Source organism: Kitasatospora sp. NPDC001261, assembly GCF_042896795.1.
Classification (GTDB): domain Bacteria; phylum Actinomycetota; class Actinomycetes; order Streptomycetales; family Streptomycetaceae; genus Kitasatospora.
Genome location: NZ_JBIAXP010000015.1, coordinates 85276 through 101046, shown reverse-complemented (window position 1 = coordinate 101046; position 15771 = coordinate 85276). Strand labels below are relative to the sequence as shown.

Genomic DNA, 15771 nt, shown 5'->3' with positions numbered 1-15771 from the left:
GAGCGTTCATGAAGAAGATCCAGGCGGCCCTCGTCTCCGCCGCCGCCCTCGCGGGCATCGGGCTGGCCGCGGCCGCGGCTCCCGCCTCGGCCGCCGGCGGGACCACCGCCACCACGCCGGGCGTGCCGATCACGGTGCAGGGCGTTCCCTCGCCGGGTGCGCCGACCACGGTGCCGGGCGCTCCCAGGCCGGGCGTGCCGAACACGCCGGGCAAGCCGGCCGGGCCGGGGGTGGCGCAGAACCTCGCCGTCGAGCCGGCCGGTTCCGGGAGCACCCCCGTGCCGGGTGTCACGACCTGCAGCGACCGACTGTTCGGCGGCACGTTCTACTGCGGCGGCAGCTACGGCAGCGGGGCGACCTTCTTCGACTTCCGGGACGGCACCCGCCTGATCCTGGTGATCGGCACCAACCACGCGGTGTACACGCGGTCGACCATCGCCAACTCCACCAAGCTGACCGACTGGAAGTCCCTCGGCGGCACCATGGCCGGCAAGGTCGAGATCACCGCGGCGACCATGGGCGGCGCCTTCCGCATCGACGTGCCCGGCGCCGACGGCCGGACCTGGTCCCGGGCCCGGGACACCAACGGCAGCTGGACCGGCTGGACGGCGCGGTAGCGAGCCGGTTCCGGCCGGGTCTTGATCGGGGTGGGGCGGTCCCGGAGAATCGGGCCATGACTGCTCCGGACCGCCCCCTCCTCGTGCGCCGTCTGCACGTGGACCTGGGGCGGGTGTGGGCGGACGGGTGTCGCGGTCGGCGGGTTCCGTCAACCGACCGCAGGCAGTACCGGCCCCAGGAGTGTGTCCGTCCATGGCTCTCACCTTCCACTGGTTCCTCCCCACCAACGGCGACAGCCGGCTGATCGTCGGCGGCGGGCACGGCTCCACGCCCGGCACGGCCGGCTCGGACCGGCCGCCGAGCGTCGGCTACCTCGGCCAGATCGCCCGCAGCGCCGAGCAGTTGGGCTTCGAGGGGGTGCTGACGCCGACCGGGGCCTGGTGCGAGGACGCCTGGCTGACCACCGCGATGCTCAGCCAGGTGACCGAGCGGCTGAAGTACCTGGTGGCGTTCCGGCCCGGGCAGATCAGCCCGACGTTGGCCGCGCAGATGGCCGCCACCTACCAGCGGCAGTCCGGCGGGCGGCTGCTGCTCAACGTGGTGACCGGCGGGGAGTCCGCCGAGCAGCGCGCCTACGGGGACTTCCTGGACAAGGACGCCCGGTACGCGCGGACCGGGGAGTTCCTGGGCATCACCCGGCGGCTCTGGGCGGGCGAGACGGTCGACCACCACGGGCCGCACCTGCGGGTCGAGGGGGCGCGGCTGAACCGGCTGCCGGACCCGGTCCCGGCGGTGTACTTCGGCGGCTCCTCCCCGGCCGCCGGCGACGTCGCCGCCGAGCACGCGGACGTCTACCTGACCTGGGGCGAACCGCCCGCCCAGGTCCGGGAGAAGATCCGCTGGATCCGCGGCCTGGCCGCCGCCCGGGGCCGGACCGTACGGTTCGGCATCCGGCTGCACGTGATCACCCGGGACACCGCCGCCCAGGCCTGGGCGGAGACCGAACGGCTGCTCGCCGCGATGGACCCGGAGCGGGTGCGGGAGACCCAGCGGGCGCTCGCCCGGAGCGAGTCGGAGGGCCAGCGGCGGATGCTCGCGCTGCACGGCGGCTCGGCGCAGCGGCTGGAGGTGTACCCCGGACTGTGGGCCGGCATCGGGCTGCTGCGCGGCGGCGCCGGCACGGCGCTGGTGGGCAGCCACCGGGAGGTCGCGGACCTGATCTGCGAGTACCACGGGCTGGGCGTCGACGAGTTCGTGCTGAGCGGGATGCCGCACCTGGAGGAGGCGTACTGGTTCGGCGAGGGCGTGCTCCCGCTGCTCGCCGCCCGCAACCTGTGGTCCCGCCCGTAGCGGGCGCCCGCTCCGCGCGTCGACCCGCAAACCGCTGGTCAAGCGCCCCCGCCGGACCGAGAATTCATGGCATGACCCAGCAGCCCCTGCTCCTCCTCGACGTGGACGGACCGCTCAACCCCTACGCCGCGCCGAAGCGGAGGCCCGAGGGCTACGCCACCCACCGGCTGCGCCCCTCCTGGTGGGTGGCGAAGCAGGAGCACCTGGCGGCGGTCCAGGCCCGGCAGGCGACCCGCGCCAGGCACGCCAAGCCCCCCGCCGTCCGGGTCAAGCCGCTGCGGGTCTGGCTCAACCCCTCGCACGGCGCGGAACTGCTGGCACTGCCCTACGAACTGGTGTGGGCCACCGGCTGGATGGGCGACGCGAACACCCACATAGGCCCGCACCTGGGCCTGCCCGAACTCCCGTACATCAGCTGGTCCGACCTGTTCGGCGAGGCACGGGACGGGCTGCACTGGAAGACCAGGGACGTGGTCGCCTGGGCCGCCGGACGCCCGTTCGTCTGGGTGGACGACGAACTCGGCCCGCGGGACGAGGAGTGGATCGAGGCGAACCACCCCGGCCCGGCGCTCGCCCTGCACGTCAACCCCCGACTCGGCCTGCTCGCCGACGACTTCGCCACGCTACGGGATTGGGCGGAGGGGTGTGCTGTTCCAGGGGCGTGAACGGAGAAGGGCGGGGCGCGCGAGGTGTGAACGGTCGAGCGGAGTGCGCCGAGCGCCCCGTTGTGCTCGGGGCGCCGCCCTTTCTACCGTCCCGTCATGACCATTCTCACGGAGCCCATCGGCAGCATCCCCCGGCCGAGCACTCTGCTGAACGCCCTGACCGAACACGCCGAGGGGCGGCTGTCCGACGCCGACCTGAAGAAGCTGCAGGACGAGGCCACCGCCGACACCCTGGCCAGGCTGGCGGAGCTCGGCTGCCCCGTCCTGGTGGACGGCGAGCAGGCGAAGCCGAGCTTCGTCACGTACCCCCTCGCCGGGCTGACCTCCCTCGCCGGGGACGGCGCCGTCATCCCCTTCGCCGACGGACACACCCGGCAGCTGCCGCGGCTGACCGCCGGACCCTTCCGGTACCGGGTCCGTGCCGAGACCTATCTGCGCGACGCCCTGCGGCACACCTCGCGGCCCGTCAAGCAGGCCGTCATCGCACCCTCCGCGCTCAGCCTGCTCTACCCCGCCGACGGCATCGACGGGTACTCGCGCGAGAACTTCCTGGAGGACCTGGCCGACGAGGCCGAGGCCGACATTCGCGGCTGCCTGGACGCGGGCGCCCACGTCGTCCAACTCGACTTCACCGAGGCCCGGTTGTCGCTCAAGCTGGACCCGTCGGGCAGTCTGCTGGACGACTTCGTGGCCCTCAACAACCAGGTGCTCGACCGGTTCGCCGAGGAGGAGCGGGCCCGCCTCGGCGTGCACACCTGCCCGGGCGGGGACCAGGACTCCACCCACAGCCTGGACGTCGACTACGCCGAGCTGCTGCCGAAGCTCTTCCGGCTCAGGGTCGGCAACTTCTACGTGCAGCTGGCGAGCGAGGCCGACCCCGACCGCGTGCTCGCCGTCATCGCGGATCAACTCCGCCCCGGAATCCGGGTGTTCGTCGGAGTGACCGACCCGATCGACCCCAGGGTGGAGACCCCGGAGGAGGTGCGGGACCGGGTGCTGGCCGCAGCCCGGCACATCCCGGTCGACCAGCTCGGCACGACCGACGACTGCGGATTCTCGCCGTTCGCAGACGACGCCTCCACCTCGCGGGACACCGCCTTCGCCAAGATCGCGGCCCGCGTGAAGGGCACCGCCCTGGCGGCGGAGGCGCTCGGGCTCCAGTAGCGCTCGCTGGGTCGGCCGGGGGTGTGCTGTCGTGCGTCCGCCCGGCCGGCCGGGCGGGGGTGGTCTGGTGTTGCGCCGGTCAGGCCGAACCGAGCACGGCCTCAAGGGCGTTGAGGAACCGGTCGGTGGTCGCCTCGTCCCGGACGGCGATCCGCAGCCACTCCTCGCCCAGCCCCGGGAAGGTGTCCCCGCGCCGGACGGCGAAGCCGTGCTCGCGCAGCCGCCGCCGGACCGCCGCCGCGTCGGGCAGCCGTACCAGGACGAAGGAGGCGGCCGGTTCGCCGTACAGCCGCACCGACGGGAAGGCGGCCAGGCCCTTCATCAAGTGCTCGCGCCAGAGCGCCAGTTCGGCCGCCGCCAGCTCCGCCTCGGCGAGCGCCGCCGGGCCGCTGCACGCCTCGGCGGCGGCCAGCGCCGGGGTGGAGACCGGCCAGAGCGGCTGGGCGGCGCCGAGGTCGGCGATCAGCTGGGCGGGCCCGAGCACGTAGCCGATCCGCAGTCCGGCCAGGCCCCAGGTCTTGGTGAGGCTGCGCAGCACGACGACCCGGCCGGGCAGCTCCCGGGCGGAGGCGAGGGACTCCCGCTCGCCCGGGACGGTGTCCATGAACGCCTCGTCCACCACCAGGGTGCGCCCCGGCCGGGCCAGTGCGGCGACGGCCTCGGCGGGGTGCAGCACGGAGGTCGGGTTGGTCGGGTTGCCGAGGACGACCAGGTCCGCCTCCTCGGGGACGGCGCCCAGCCGGAAGCCGTCCCCGGGGGAGAGCAGCACCCGGTGCACGTGGTGTCCGGCGTCCCGCAGGGCCGCCTCCGGCTCGGTGAACTGGGGGTGCACCACGACGATGTGACGTGGCGTCAGTACGCGCGCCAGCAGGACGAAGGCCTCCGCCGCCCCCGAGGTGAGCAGCACCTCCTCGACCGGGCGGGCGTGCCGGGCGGCCACGGCGGCGCGTGCGGCGCTCTGGTCGGGGTAGGCGGCGAGGTCGCCGAGGGTGGCCGCGAGGTGCTCGCGCAGCCAGGCGGGGGGAGTGCCGGTGCGGACGTTGACGGCGAGGTCGACCAGGCCGAGCCCGTCGGCGCGCACCTCGGCGTCGCCGTGGTGGCGCAGGTCGGGTTCGGGGGCGGTCACGCGGGGTCTCCTCGCTGGGTGGTGCGGCTGGTTCGGGTGGTCGCGACTGGTGGTGGACGTGATGCGGTTCTACGGGCCGGGTGGTGCGGCGGGCCGCGGGTCGTCGCCGAGGTCGGGCGGTGCGAGCCGTCCGTGCGCCGCCGCCCGGGCGATCGCGACCGTGGCCCGCGCCGACTTCCGCTTGGTGACCACGAGCCGGCCCCCCGGCGCGCTCGCCAGCGCCGCGGCCTCGGCCACGCTCGCGGTGCCGACGGCCGTACCGACGGCGGCGGAGGGGTTCGGCACCGGCACGCCCGCGAGCGCCTCGGGCGGGTGCTCGTCCACGGGTACGCCGGTGAGGTGGTCGGCCGCCCAGCGCACCGCCGGGTGGTCCGCCTTGCCCGCCACGGTGGCCAGCCGGGCCACCTCGGAGCGGTCCAGCCCGGCCTCCCGGAGGGTTTCCGTCAGCAGCCGCAGCACCTCGGTCCGCTCGGCGCCGCTGCTCGCACCGATCCCGACCACCAGGGTGCGGGGGACGACGGCGACCAGTCCGCTCACGTGCCGCACCCCTTCGTCCCAAACTCCGGTGATCCCACCACGCCCGGGCGGAACGGGTCAATCGCGGCGGGTGTGAGATCCGACGCCGGTGCCGTCGCCGCTCCCGACGCCCCTCCCGATGTCCTTGCCGATGCTCTTGCCGACGCCGCTGGTCCGCCGGGGCGCGGCAGCTGTTCGCCTGTTCTTCACTTGTCTTGTGCGGTACACGTCACCGCGGCACTCCTACTGTTCTCGGCGCTCCCGCCAGGAAGCCCCGACATCCGGAGGACCCCATGGCCTTCGCACGACTGCGCACCCCCGGCACCCCCTCTTCCGCCGTCGCCTCCCTCCCGCGCCCCGGCCGCCGCCGGCCGCGCCCGCGCCACCCGCTCACCGCGCTGGCCGCCGGCCTCGGCCTGGTCGCCGGCTCGCTCGGCCTCTGGGCCGCCGGCGGCAGCGCGGCCGCCGACACCGCCGCGGGCGCCGCCGCCGGCCTGCCCGCGCCCGACCACGTGGTCGTCGTCGTCCTGGAGAACCACGCCTACTCCCAGGTGATCGGCAGCTCCAAGGCCCCGTACATCAACACCACCCTGGTGGCCGGCGGCGCGACGCTGACCCAGTCCTACGCGCTCACCCACCCCAGCCAGCCCAACTACTACATGCTGTTCTCCGGCAGCTCCCAGGGCATCGTGGACGACGGCTGCGTGGACGTCGGCGCCCTGCAGCAGCCCAACCTCGCGTCCGAGCTGATCGGCGCCGGCCAGACCTGGGCCAGCTACAACGAGGGCCTGCCCGGCCCCGGCGCCACCGACTGCAGCAGCGGCAACTACGCCCAGAAGCACAACCCGTGGTTCGGCTTCGGCAACGTGCCCACCTCCAGCGCGTACGGCATGGACGCCTTCCCGAGCGACTACAGCACCCTGCCGAAGGTCTCCTTCGTCGTCCCGGACCTCTGCGACGACATGCACGACTGCTCCGTCGGCACCGGCGACTCCTGGCTCCAGGCCAACCTCGACGGGTACGCGCAGTGGGCGAAGAGCCACAACAGCCTGCTCCTGCTCACCTTCGACGAGGACAACAAGCTGTCCGGCAACCGCATCCCGACCCTCGTCTACGGCGCCCACGTCGCCCCCGGCAGCAGCACCGCCACCACGTACAACCACTACGACGTGCTGCACACCCTGGAGGACCTGGCCGGGGTCAACGCCCACGCGGGCAACTCGGCCGGCGCCGCCGACATCACCGGAATCTGGAACTGACGCCCGTGTACGTCGCGGACTCCCGCAGCTCGAAGGCCCCCGCCGCCCCGACCGACGCCGACGCGGCCCCCCTCGGGGCGGCCCCCGCGCCGGCCACCGGTCGGGCGCGGCGGGGCGCCGTGCCGGGGGCGGTCCTCGCCCTCGGCACGGTCAGCCTGGTCACCGACATCTCCTCCGAGATGGTCACCGCCGTCCTCCCGCTCTACCTGCTCACCGGCCTCGGCCTCTCCCCGCTCGGCTTCGGCCTGCTCGACGGCATCCAGAACGGCTTCAGCGCGCTGGTCCGGCTGGTCGGCGGCCACCTCTCGGACCGCCGCGGCCGCGACGGCGCCGCCCGCCACAAGGCCGTCGCGGCCGTCGGGTACGGGCTGTCCGCGCTGTGCCGGCCGCTGCTGCTGTTCGTCCACACCGTGCCGCTGATCGGCGCCGTGATCGCCGTCGACCGCACCGGCAAGGGCCTGCGCACCGCGCCCCGGGACGCGATGATCTCGCTCGCCACCGAACCCGCCCACCGCGGCCGGGCGTTCGGGGTGCACCGGGCGATGGACACGGCCGGGGCCCTGCTCGGCCCGCTCACCGCCTTCCTGGTGCTGCGGCTGGCCGGCGGCCCGCTGCTCGCCGACGGCGGCGAACGGCACGGCTACGACGCGGTGTTCACGGTCAGCTCGTGCGTCGCGGCGCTCGGCGTGCTGATCCTGCTGCTGTTCGTGCCGAACCGGCAGCAGGGCGACGACGCCTCGGCGCCCGCCCCCTCGCTGCGCGCTAGCCTCACCCTGCTGCGGCTGCCGGGGCTGCGCCGGCTGACGCTCTGCGCCGTCCTGCTCGGCCTCACCACCGTCAGCGACTCCTTCCTCTACCTGCTGGTCCAGCGCCGACTGGACCTGCCCGTCGACCTGTTCCCGCTGCTGCCGCTGGGCACCGCCGCGGCCTTCCTGCTGCTCGCCGTCCCGCTCGGCGCGCTCGCCGACCGGATCGGCCGCCACCGGCTCTTCCTCGCCGGGCACGGGGTGCTGCTGCTCGCGTACGGGCTGCTGCTCTCGCCGCTGCGCGGGCTGCCGGCGGTGCTCTGCGTGCTGGCGCTGCACGGCACCTTCTACGCGGCCACCGACGGCGTGCTCGCCGCGGCGGCCGCCGACGCCGTACCCGCCGAGCAGCGCGGCGCCGGGCTCGCCCTGGTCGGCACCGGGCAGGCGCTGGCCCGGTTCGCCTGCTCGCTACTGTTCGGCGCGCTGTGGGGCGCGGTCGGCGGCTCGGCGGCGCTGGGCTGGTCGGCGGGGGCGCTGGCGCTGTGCGTGCTCGGCGCGGCGGCGGTGCTGCGCCGGTCCGAACCCCCGGCCGCGGCGGTGCCGCACCCGTCCGAACCCGTCGTCGTGAAGCCCCCGGAGGAGAAGAGCCGATGAACCTGCGGAACCGGACCAGGGTGATCATCCTGCTGGTCGCCGTCGTGCTGCTCGGCGCGGTCGGCACCGGGGCCGTCCTCTACGCCGCCGACCGCACCGCCCGCCGCGACCAGGCCCAGCCCGGCGGGCCGTCCGTCGCTTCCGGCCCGGTGTCACTACAGGTGCAGTCCGGCGGACGACAGCTGTTGTTCCGCAACATGGCCTGGGGCCCGCACCGGGACGAGATCACCACCGTCGCCGCCGACCACCCGGACGGCCCGCGCACCGCCTCCGGCGTCCAGTGCCTGCGCTTCCACGCCGCCGCCGGCACCGGCATCTGCCTCCAGGCCCAGCACGGCGCGCTGGAGGACACCTACCGCGCCGTCGTCCTGGACGACCACCTGCGCGAACTCCGCTCGTTCCCGGCGGCCGGCATCCCCACCCGCTCCCGGGTCTCGCCGTCCGGGCACCTCGCCGCCTGGACGGTCTTCGTCAGCGGCGACTCGTACGCGGGCAGCGACTTCTCCACCCGCACCTCGATCGTGGACGTCCGGGACTGGAACCTGCGGGAGAACCTGGAGGACTTCGCGGTCGTCCTGGACGGCCGCCCGTACCAGGCGCACGACATCAACATCTGGGGCGTCACCTTCGCCGACGACACCACCTTCTACGCCACCCTCGCCAGCGCCGGGCAGACCCACCTCGTCCGCGGCGACCTCACCGCCCGCACCCTCACCGCCCTGCACGACAACGTCGAGTGCCCCTCGCTCTCCCCGGACGGCACCCGCGTCGCGTACAAGAAGCGCGTCCCCGGCCTGCCCGCCGACGCCCCGTGGCGGCTGTACGTGCTCGACCTCGCCACCATGACCGAGACCGCCACCGCCGAGCAGCGCAACATCGACGACCAGGCGCTCTGGTCCGGCGACGGCACCCTGGTCTACGCCCTGCCCGGCGACTACGGCGCCGACCTGTGGACCGTCCCGGCGGACGGTTCGGGCCGCGCGGAGCCGGTCACCAAGGCCGCGGTCGCCCCCGCCTACTTGGGCTGAGGAACTCTCGGCTACCGTCCCACGTCGAGCAGAGTGTGACGTCCCGATCAGGCACCTCGAACAAATGTCCTGATCAGACGTCCTGATCGAGCGTTCTGACCGAACGGGGGAGCAAGACAACCGTGGACGGCATCCCACCCGAGCGCACGGTGACCGACTCGTGGCCCGCCCTGCACGGCCGCCCGGTCCTGCGGCGCACCGTCGCCGTCGGGCTGGTGCTGTGCGTGTCCGTCGCCGCCGCCCTCGTGGTGCGCGGCGTCAACGCGCTCACCGCCGGCGGCACCGGCCGCGAGACCGACCGCGACCGCGCCGAACGTCTGGCCGGGCTCCACCCCTCCCAGCATCCTGGCGTCGGCCGCTTCTACGTCCCGGTCGGCGCCGTCTACACCCACACCTCCGACGGCGCCCCGGTCGCCTACCTGCACTACCGCCTCGGCGGCGGCCGGGCCCCCGGCCTCGGCGACTTCCTCAGCGCCTACGACCTCCCCGCGCCCGGCCCGGTCGCCCCGCTCCCCGCCGACCTGCTCGCCGCCCTCGGCGGCGACGAGCCGGCCGAGGCCCCGGAACTCCCCGACTCCCCGCCGCCGCCCGTCGCCACCCCCTCCCCCTCGGCCACCCCCACCCCCGCCGAGAGCCCGTCCCCGGAGGCCACCCCCACCCCGGAGTCCGACGACCCCCTCGCCGAGCCCGCCGACCCCGCCGACCCGGCCCCCGTGGTCGCCCCCGCCCCGGACCCGGTCCCGGACGAGCCCGCCGCCCCGGACGAGCCCACCCCCGACGACCCCACCCCGAGCCCCACCTGGACCCCCACCCCCAGCCCCACCGCCCTCCCCACCCACGCCCCCACCGCCCGCCGCATCTACGTCGCCACCATCTCCGGCGGCCTCCCCGGCGCCGCCGACATCTACATCCGCGCCACCGGCTGACCCTGGCCGTCCACGCTCACCCGCCGCTCCGCGCCGGCCTCCGGACACGCCTGCGCCCCGCCAGGAGGGACTCGGCGGGGCGCAGGCGTTCGGGAGGGGCTGGTCAGCGGGCGGCGGTGGCCGGTTCGGGGCGGGGGGTGGGGGGCTCGGCCGCGGCTGTGGAGGGGGTGGTGGTCGGGGTGCGGCGGGCGGGGGCTTGGCCGACGAGCATGGCGGCGAGGGCGAGGAGGAGGCCGAGGACCTGCCAGGGGGTGAGGGTCTGGCCGAGGACGAGGAGGCCGCCGAGGGTGGCGACGACCGGGTTGATCAGGCCGAGGAAGGAGGCCGGGCCGGCGCCGAGGTGCTCGATGCCGCGGAACCAGAGGGAGTAGGCGAGCGCGGTGCCGAACAGGCCGAGGTAGGCGAAGCCGGCCAGGTTGGCGGCGCTCAGGGCGGGCGGTGCGCCCTCGACCAGGGCGGCGAGCGGGACGAGGAAGACCGAGCCGGCCAGGAGCTGCCAGCCGGTGAGGTCGAGCAGGGTGGCGCCCTCGGGGCGGCCCCAGCGGCGGGTGAGGACGGTGCCCATGGCCATCAGCGAGATCCCGGCGACCATCGAGGCGATGCCGACGCCGTCCAGCCGGGCGCCGCTCTTGAGCACCAGCAGGGCCACTCCGCCGACCCCGACCAGTCCGGCGATCACCGCCCGCCGTCCGGGTCGCACCCGCAGCACGCCGATCGAGAACCCGGCGACGAGCAGCGGCTGGATCGCCCCGATGGTGGCGGCGACGCCGCCGGGCAGGCGGTAGGCGCCGACGAACATCAGCGGGAAGAACAGCCCGATGTTGAGCATCCCGAGCACGGCCGCGCGCCCCCACCAGCGCCCCTTGGGAAGTCGGCGGCCGATCAGCAGCAGGAGCAGCCCGGCCGGGAGTGCGCGGAGCGCGGCGAGCAGCAGTGGGCGGCCGTCGGGCAGCAGCTGGGTGGTGACGAGGTAGGTGGTGCCCCACGCGGCCGGGGCGAGTGCGGCGGTGGCGGCGATCCCCGCGCGCTTGCGGTCCATGACGGCCATGACGTCCCCCTGAACGTTGATTATCTGAACGTTGAGATAATTTCTACGCCGGGGATCCGCGAACGTCAAGTATGTGAATGTTAAGATATCTACGTCGGGTGGGCGGTGGACACTGGACGGCTACGGACAGACGGCTCCGGAAGGGCGGCGGGCATGCAGCAGCGCGACACCGTGGACGACATCGTCGAGCAGTGGGCCCGGGCCCGCCCCGAGCTGGACGCCGGGCCGATGGCCCTGATCGGCCGGCTGCGACGGCTCAACGTCCGGGTCGACAACGCCCTGCGCGAGTACTTCACCGCCTGCGGCCTGGACTCCTCCGAGTTCGACGTGCTGGCCACCCTGCGCCGCTCCGGCGAGCCGTACGAGCTCAACGCCCGCGCGCTGCTCAAGTCCGCGATGGTCACCTCCGGGGCCATCACCAACCGGGTCGACCGGCTGTCCGCCAAGGGACTGGTCGAGCGCAACCCCTGCCCGACCGACCGCCGGGCCGTCCTGGTCCGCCTCACCCCGGCCGGCAAGGAACTGATCGACGGGGCCCTGGCCGGTCACGTCCGCAACGAGGAGCGCATCCTCTCGGCCCTCGACGCGGACGAGCGCAACCGGCTCGACGCCCTGTTGCGCAAGCTCCTCATCGCGCACGGGGACACCGAGCCGCTCCTCTGAGCCGGGCCGGTGCCTCCAAGGGCGGGTGCGGGCGGCGTGTCCAGCGGTGTCCCGGCGGCGTTATCCCCTGCGGAAGCCCACCGGAGGAGAGGCCCCGATGAAAGAGAAGACCCCCAGGGACATCGCCGTCGGCGACCAGCTGCGGGCCGCCGGCACCGAGGGTGCCCAGTGGCTGACCGCCTCCGGGTGGGGGCCGCCGGTCAAGGTGCCGCTGCAGGAGGCGGCGAAGTGGCAGCAGGAGACCCGCGCCCGGATGCTGGCGTCGCAGCGGGACGAGTCCTGCACCTGGTGCGACCACCTGCTGTACGGCGGGCCGCAGCCCGTCGTCGTGCACGCGGAACACCCGACCCACCTGATCTGCCGCGCCTGCTCGATCGCCGCCCGCCCCCGCCGGGTCTGCCTGGACTGCGGGGAACCCGCCGCCTCCACGTCCCCGGCCGACGGGCGCGAGGACGTCTTCATGGGCGCGGTGGCGATCTACACCCGGCTGCGCTGCGCCGCCTGCCACCACTCCGACCCGCTCACCGGCACCTTCGGCCAGCCCGTCTGACCGGGGCGTCTGGTCGGGAGGTCCGACCGGGCCGCCCGACCGGGCCGCTCAACGGCGTGCGACCAGCGCGTACCGCTCGTCGTCCACTGGCCCGCCCCACAGCTCGGCCTCCCCGCCGAGCGGCTCGACCCGCAGCTCGGAGACCAACGGCCGTACGGCCGCCGCGAGTTCCTCCGCCCCGACCCCGCCGCCCCACGGCAGCGGCCCCGCCCCGGCCGGGTACGGCGAGACGGTGGCCTGCCCGGTCTCCCGCCACCGGCCCTCGACCAGGACCAGCCGGCCGCCCGGCCGCAGCAGCCGCACCCAGGCGCGCAGCGCCCGCTCGGGCTCGGGGAGCGTCCAGACCAGGTGCCGCGACAGCAGGACGTCGAAGCTCTCGTCCCCGAGCGGCGGCGCGCCCGCGTCACCCACCAGGAACCGCGCCGTCAGGCCCGCCGCGACCAGCTTCGCCCTGGCCCGCCCGACCATCCGCGGCGCCAGGTCCACGCCCGTCACCCGGTGCCCGTCCGCCGCGAGCAGCAGCGACAGCGAGCCGGTGCCGCACCCGACGTCCAGCACGTCCGCCGCCCCGCCCGGCACCCACCCCCGCACCCGCCGAAGCCACGCCGCCCGCACCGGCCCCGCCCGCAACCCGTGGTCGGGCTCCTCGTCGAAGGCCGCGGCGGCCGCGTCCCAGTACTCGGCAATGGCGCGGCGGCCGGAGTCATCCATGGCGCGCATCATCGCAACCGCCACCGACACGGGCCGCCCGACGGCCTCGTCGCGATGGACTTCGGAACGTATTCCGAACTACCGTCGGACCATGCCGACCCTCACCGTGTCGTTCTCCGAGCTGTCGAAGAACTCCAAGCGTGTCGCGGACACCGTGGAGCGGGCCCAGCGCGTGCGCGTCACGCGGCGGGACGGCGAGGACCTCTACCTCACCACCGAGCGCCACGACCGCCAGCGCGAGCAGACCGCGGACGTCACCGCGCGCCTGCTCGCCGCGCTGATCGGCAGTGATGAGGGTGCCCGGGCCGTGCTGCCGGCCCTTCCCATGGTCTTCCCCTGGGTCAGGCACCTGTCGGCCGAGGAGATCCGGGAGTTCGTCGTCGACCTCGTCGACGCGACGCGTGACGTCGTCGAGTTGGACGTGCACGCCAGCCTGCACCGGGTGATAGCCGAGTGGCGCGCCACCGCCAGAGTCCTCGCGGATCCGGAACTGGCGGCCGAGCTCACCGGCCCCCTCCCCGGCGACGACCACGGCGAGGTGGTCGAGTCGTGAGCCCCAAGCGCGGCGACGACGTCCCGCCGTCTCGGCGCGGGACCCTGATCGGCAGCACCGGCTCCGGGGGCGCCTGGCGACCCGGGTCTTCGGCGGGGTCGAGCTGCCGCAATGGGAGTACGAGGTGACGGCGGGCGGCCGGGTGCGGTACCTGGTGGACGAGGCGGCCCGCACCGTCCACTTCGTCTACGCCTCGCCCCGGCACCCCAAGGACACCGACACGTAGCCGGCCTTGGCTCCGGCGGCTGCGGGTCCCCTCGCCCCGGTCCGCCTCACCCCGCTCCGCCCAGGGTCGGCGGCTGCCAGTCGAAGGTCGCGGCCGAGCGGTTCAGCAGGGTGCGGGCGGGGAGGAGGCCGGTGAGGGTGAGGGCGGTGTCGCGCAGGAGGGTAGCGGCGGGGGAGCGGAGGGCGACGAGGTCGCCGATGCGGCGGGAGGCGGCGACGACGGCGGTGGTGCGGGGGAGTCGGGCGGCGGTGTAGGCGGGCAGGGCGGCGGCCGGGTCGGCGGCGGGGGTGAGCAGGGAGGCGAGGACGACGGCGTCCTCGATGGCCTGGCAGGCGCCCTGGCCCTGGAAGGGGCACATCGCGTGGGCGGCGTCGCCGAGGAGGGCGACCCGGCCGTGGTGGTGGGCGGGCAGCGGGTCGGCGAGGTCCCAGACGTCGTGGCGCAGGACGCGTTCGGGCTCGGCCAGGGCGAACAGCCGCGGTACGGGGGCACACCAGTCGCCGAACCGGCGCAGGAGTTCGGCCCGCTCGTCCCCGTCGGCGGCCCGCTCGCCGGCCGGGGCGAGGGCGGCGCCGTAGACGTAGACCCGGCCGTCGGCGAGCGGGACGACTCCGGCGAGCCGGCCGCGGCCCCACACCTCGCCGACGGCGGCCGGGCGGCGGTCGGGGGTGACGACGGCGCGCCAGGTGGTGAAGCCGCTGTAGCGGGGGCCGGGGTGGCGGGGGAAGAGCAGGGCCCGGGTCGCGGAGCGGATGCCGTCGGCGGCGACGACCAGGTCGGCGGTCTCCTCCCCGTCGGCGGTGCGCAGGACGGCGGGTTCGGTGGCGCTGCCGGGGGTGACGAGGCTGGCGGGCGAGCCGGTGTGGACGGTGTCCTCCGGGAGCGCGTCGACCAGGGCGGCGATGACGTCGGCGCGGGCGACGGCGGCGATGGTGTCGCCGAAGCAGGCCTCGAAGGCCGTGGTGTCGAGGCGGGCGAGCCAGCGGCCGGAGGGGTGGCGCAGGCCGACGGCGGGGTGCGGGGCGGCGAGGGCGCGCAGGCGCGCGCCGACGCCGAGCCGGTCGAGGGAGCGCAGGGCGTTGGGGGCGAGGGCGAGCCCGGCGCCGACGGGTTCGAGGGATTCGGCGCGTTCGTGGACGCGTACGGGGATGCCCTGCCGGTGGAGGGCGAGGGCGGCGGTGAGGCCGCCGATGCCGCCGCCGATGACGATCGCCTGGTGCAGGCCCATGAGGGGGCTCCTCTTCTCGCGCGATCCGGCAACTACAGGTGTAGTGTCCGATGTCCGGCCACGCTACTACATGTGTAGTGAGCCGTAAACTACGGCTGTAGTGAGTTGGGGGAGCCCGACTGGAAAGGCCATGATCGGACCCATGACACCCCCGCGCCCGACCCTGATCGCCGACGCCGCCATCGACCTGATCGCCGACGCCGGCCTGCGCGGGCTCACCCACCGCGCCGTGGACGACGCGTCCGGCCTGCCCGCCGGCTCGACCTCCAACCTCGCCCGGACCAGGGCCGCCCTGCTGGAGCTCGTGCTCACCCGGATCGTCGAGCGGGAGACCGCAGACTTCCCGGTCCTCGCCGAGGGCGAACTGCCGCGGGCCGCCGTCCCGCCGCGCGAACTGCTGGCCGAGGTCGGCGCCGAGGTGCTCTTCCGGGCGCTCACGGAGGGCCGCCGGCTCACCCTGGCCCGCCTGGAACTCGCCCTGGAGGCCACCCGCAGGCCCGAACTGCGCACCCTCTACGACCGCCTGGGCGCGCGCTTCGCCCAGCGCGCCGCCGAGCTGCTCGCCGCCTCCGGCTCGGGCGACCCCGCGGGGGACGCCCGCCGGTTGATCCGCTGGTGCGACGGCGTGCTGTTCAACGCCACGGCCGGCAGCGGGCACTGGCACGTGCCGATGCCGGAGGAACTGCGCGAGGAGATCGACCGCTACCTCGCCGTGCTGCTCGACCGGTAGGAGCCGGTAGGACCGGTGGGACCCGGTCGGGCCGGGGCCCGGGGGTGCCCGCCTATACTCCCTCTGCCCG

General features: G+C 75.1%; 17 protein-coding genes. 12 read left to right on the top strand and 5 right to left on the bottom strand.

The annotated features are described in order from the left end of the window. Positions 1–8 precede the first annotated feature (8 nt). The 4 genes from ACFY4B_RS21310 to ACFY4B_RS21295 all read left to right on the top strand — a co-directional run bounded on the left by ACFY4B_RS21310 (position 9) and on the right by ACFY4B_RS21295 (position 3737). Positions 9–617 (top strand): hypothetical protein, encoded by a 609-nt coding sequence (locus ACFY4B_RS21310; RefSeq protein WP_387969853.1) that lies wholly within the window; start codon positions 9–11, stop codon positions 615–617. Positions 618–810: 193 nt separating this feature from the next. Next, on the top strand, positions 811–1908 hold the full coding sequence (locus ACFY4B_RS21305) for an LLM class flavin-dependent oxidoreductase (RefSeq protein WP_117490022.1): 1098 nt from the start codon (positions 811–813) through the stop codon (positions 1906–1908). 71 nt (positions 1909–1979) lie between these two features. Next, on the top strand, positions 1980–2573 hold the full coding sequence (locus tag ACFY4B_RS21300; RefSeq protein WP_049656658.1) for a hypothetical protein: 594 nt from the start codon (positions 1980–1982) through the stop codon (positions 2571–2573). A gap of 96 nt (positions 2574–2669) precedes the next feature. Next, positions 2670–3737 carry a cobalamin-independent methionine synthase II family protein gene (locus tag ACFY4B_RS21295; protein ID WP_387969850.1) on the top strand — a complete coding sequence of 356 codons (1068 nt, stop codon included), beginning with the start codon at positions 2670–2672 and terminating at the stop codon, positions 3735–3737. A 79-nt stretch (positions 3738–3816) separates the two neighbouring features. On the opposite strand, the gene cobC is transcribed toward ACFY4B_RS21295, so the two are convergent. Further along, positions 3817–4863 carry an Rv2231c family pyridoxal phosphate-dependent protein CobC gene (cobC, locus tag ACFY4B_RS21290; RefSeq protein ID WP_387969848.1) on the bottom strand — a complete coding sequence of 349 codons (1047 nt, stop codon included), beginning with the start codon at positions 4861–4863 and terminating at the stop codon, positions 3817–3819. A 69-nt stretch (positions 4864–4932) separates the two neighbouring features. After that, positions 4933–5400 (bottom strand): cobalamin biosynthesis protein, encoded by a 468-nt coding sequence (locus tag ACFY4B_RS21285; protein ID WP_387969845.1) that lies wholly within the window; start codon positions 5398–5400, stop codon positions 4933–4935. Between the two features lie 272 nt (positions 5401–5672). On the opposite strand from ACFY4B_RS21285, the gene ACFY4B_RS21280 reads away from it, so the two are divergent. The 4 genes from ACFY4B_RS21280 (at position 5673) to ACFY4B_RS21265 (ending at position 9992) form a co-directional block, all read left to right on the top strand. Further along, positions 5673–6638: an alkaline phosphatase family protein gene (locus tag ACFY4B_RS21280; RefSeq protein WP_387969842.1), complete on the top strand. Its 966-nt coding sequence runs from the start codon at positions 5673–5675 to the stop codon at positions 6636–6638. 5 nt (positions 6639–6643) lie between these two features. After that, a complete protein-coding gene (locus ACFY4B_RS21275) occupies positions 6644–8038 on the top strand; it encodes an MFS transporter (protein ID WP_387969840.1) in 1395 nt (464 codons plus the stop codon). Next, a complete protein-coding gene (locus tag ACFY4B_RS21270) occupies positions 8035–9066 on the top strand; it encodes a TolB family protein (RefSeq protein WP_387969837.1) in 1032 nt (343 codons plus the stop codon). Before ACFY4B_RS21275 ends, ACFY4B_RS21270 begins: the two co-directional genes overlap by 4 nt. 122 nt (positions 9067–9188) lie before the next feature. Next, positions 9189–9992: a hypothetical protein gene (locus ACFY4B_RS21265; RefSeq protein WP_387969834.1), complete on the top strand. Its 804-nt coding sequence runs from the start codon at positions 9189–9191 to the stop codon at positions 9990–9992. Positions 9993–10095: 103 nt separating this feature from the next. Here the strand turns inward: ACFY4B_RS21265 and ACFY4B_RS21260 are convergent, their stop codons facing one another. Then, on the bottom strand, positions 10096–11040 hold the full coding sequence (locus ACFY4B_RS21260; RefSeq protein WP_387969831.1) for an EamA family transporter: 945 nt from the start codon (positions 11038–11040) through the stop codon (positions 10096–10098). Positions 11041–11193: 153 nt separating this feature from the next. Here ACFY4B_RS21260 and ACFY4B_RS21255 point away from each other — a divergent pair, with 153 nt between their 5' ends. After that, positions 11194–11703, top strand: a complete 510-nt coding sequence (locus tag ACFY4B_RS21255; protein ID WP_375873277.1) for a MarR family winged helix-turn-helix transcriptional regulator — start codon at positions 11194–11196, stop codon at positions 11701–11703. Positions 11704–11800: 97 nt separating this feature from the next. After that, the gene (locus ACFY4B_RS21250; RefSeq protein ID WP_049655346.1) at positions 11801–12253 is read left to right on the top strand and encodes a hypothetical protein; all 453 of its coding nucleotides are present in this window, start codon (positions 11801–11803) and stop codon (positions 12251–12253) included. A gap of 48 nt (positions 12254–12301) precedes the next feature. Here the strand turns inward: ACFY4B_RS21250 and ACFY4B_RS21245 are convergent, their stop codons facing one another. Next, a complete protein-coding gene (locus ACFY4B_RS21245) occupies positions 12302–12973 on the bottom strand; it encodes a class I SAM-dependent methyltransferase (protein WP_387969827.1) in 672 nt (223 codons plus the stop codon). An 82-nt stretch (positions 12974–13055) separates the two neighbouring features. On the opposite strand from ACFY4B_RS21245, the gene ACFY4B_RS21240 reads away from it, so the two are divergent. Further along, positions 13056–13517 carry a prevent-host-death family protein gene (locus tag ACFY4B_RS21240; protein ID WP_387969824.1) on the top strand — a complete coding sequence of 154 codons (462 nt, stop codon included), beginning with the start codon at positions 13056–13058 and terminating at the stop codon, positions 13515–13517. 272 nt (positions 13518–13789) lie between these two features. Here the strand turns inward: ACFY4B_RS21240 and ACFY4B_RS21235 are convergent, their stop codons facing one another. Beyond that, a complete protein-coding gene (locus ACFY4B_RS21235; protein WP_387969821.1) occupies positions 13790–14971 on the bottom strand; it encodes an FAD-dependent monooxygenase in 1182 nt (393 codons plus the stop codon). A 142-nt stretch (positions 14972–15113) separates the two neighbouring features. On the opposite strand from ACFY4B_RS21235, the gene ACFY4B_RS21230 reads away from it, so the two are divergent. Then, positions 15114–15701, top strand: coding sequence for a TetR/AcrR family transcriptional regulator (locus tag ACFY4B_RS21230; RefSeq protein ID WP_380776842.1), 588 nt, complete (start codon positions 15114–15116; stop codon positions 15699–15701). Positions 15702–15771 lie beyond the last annotated feature (70 nt).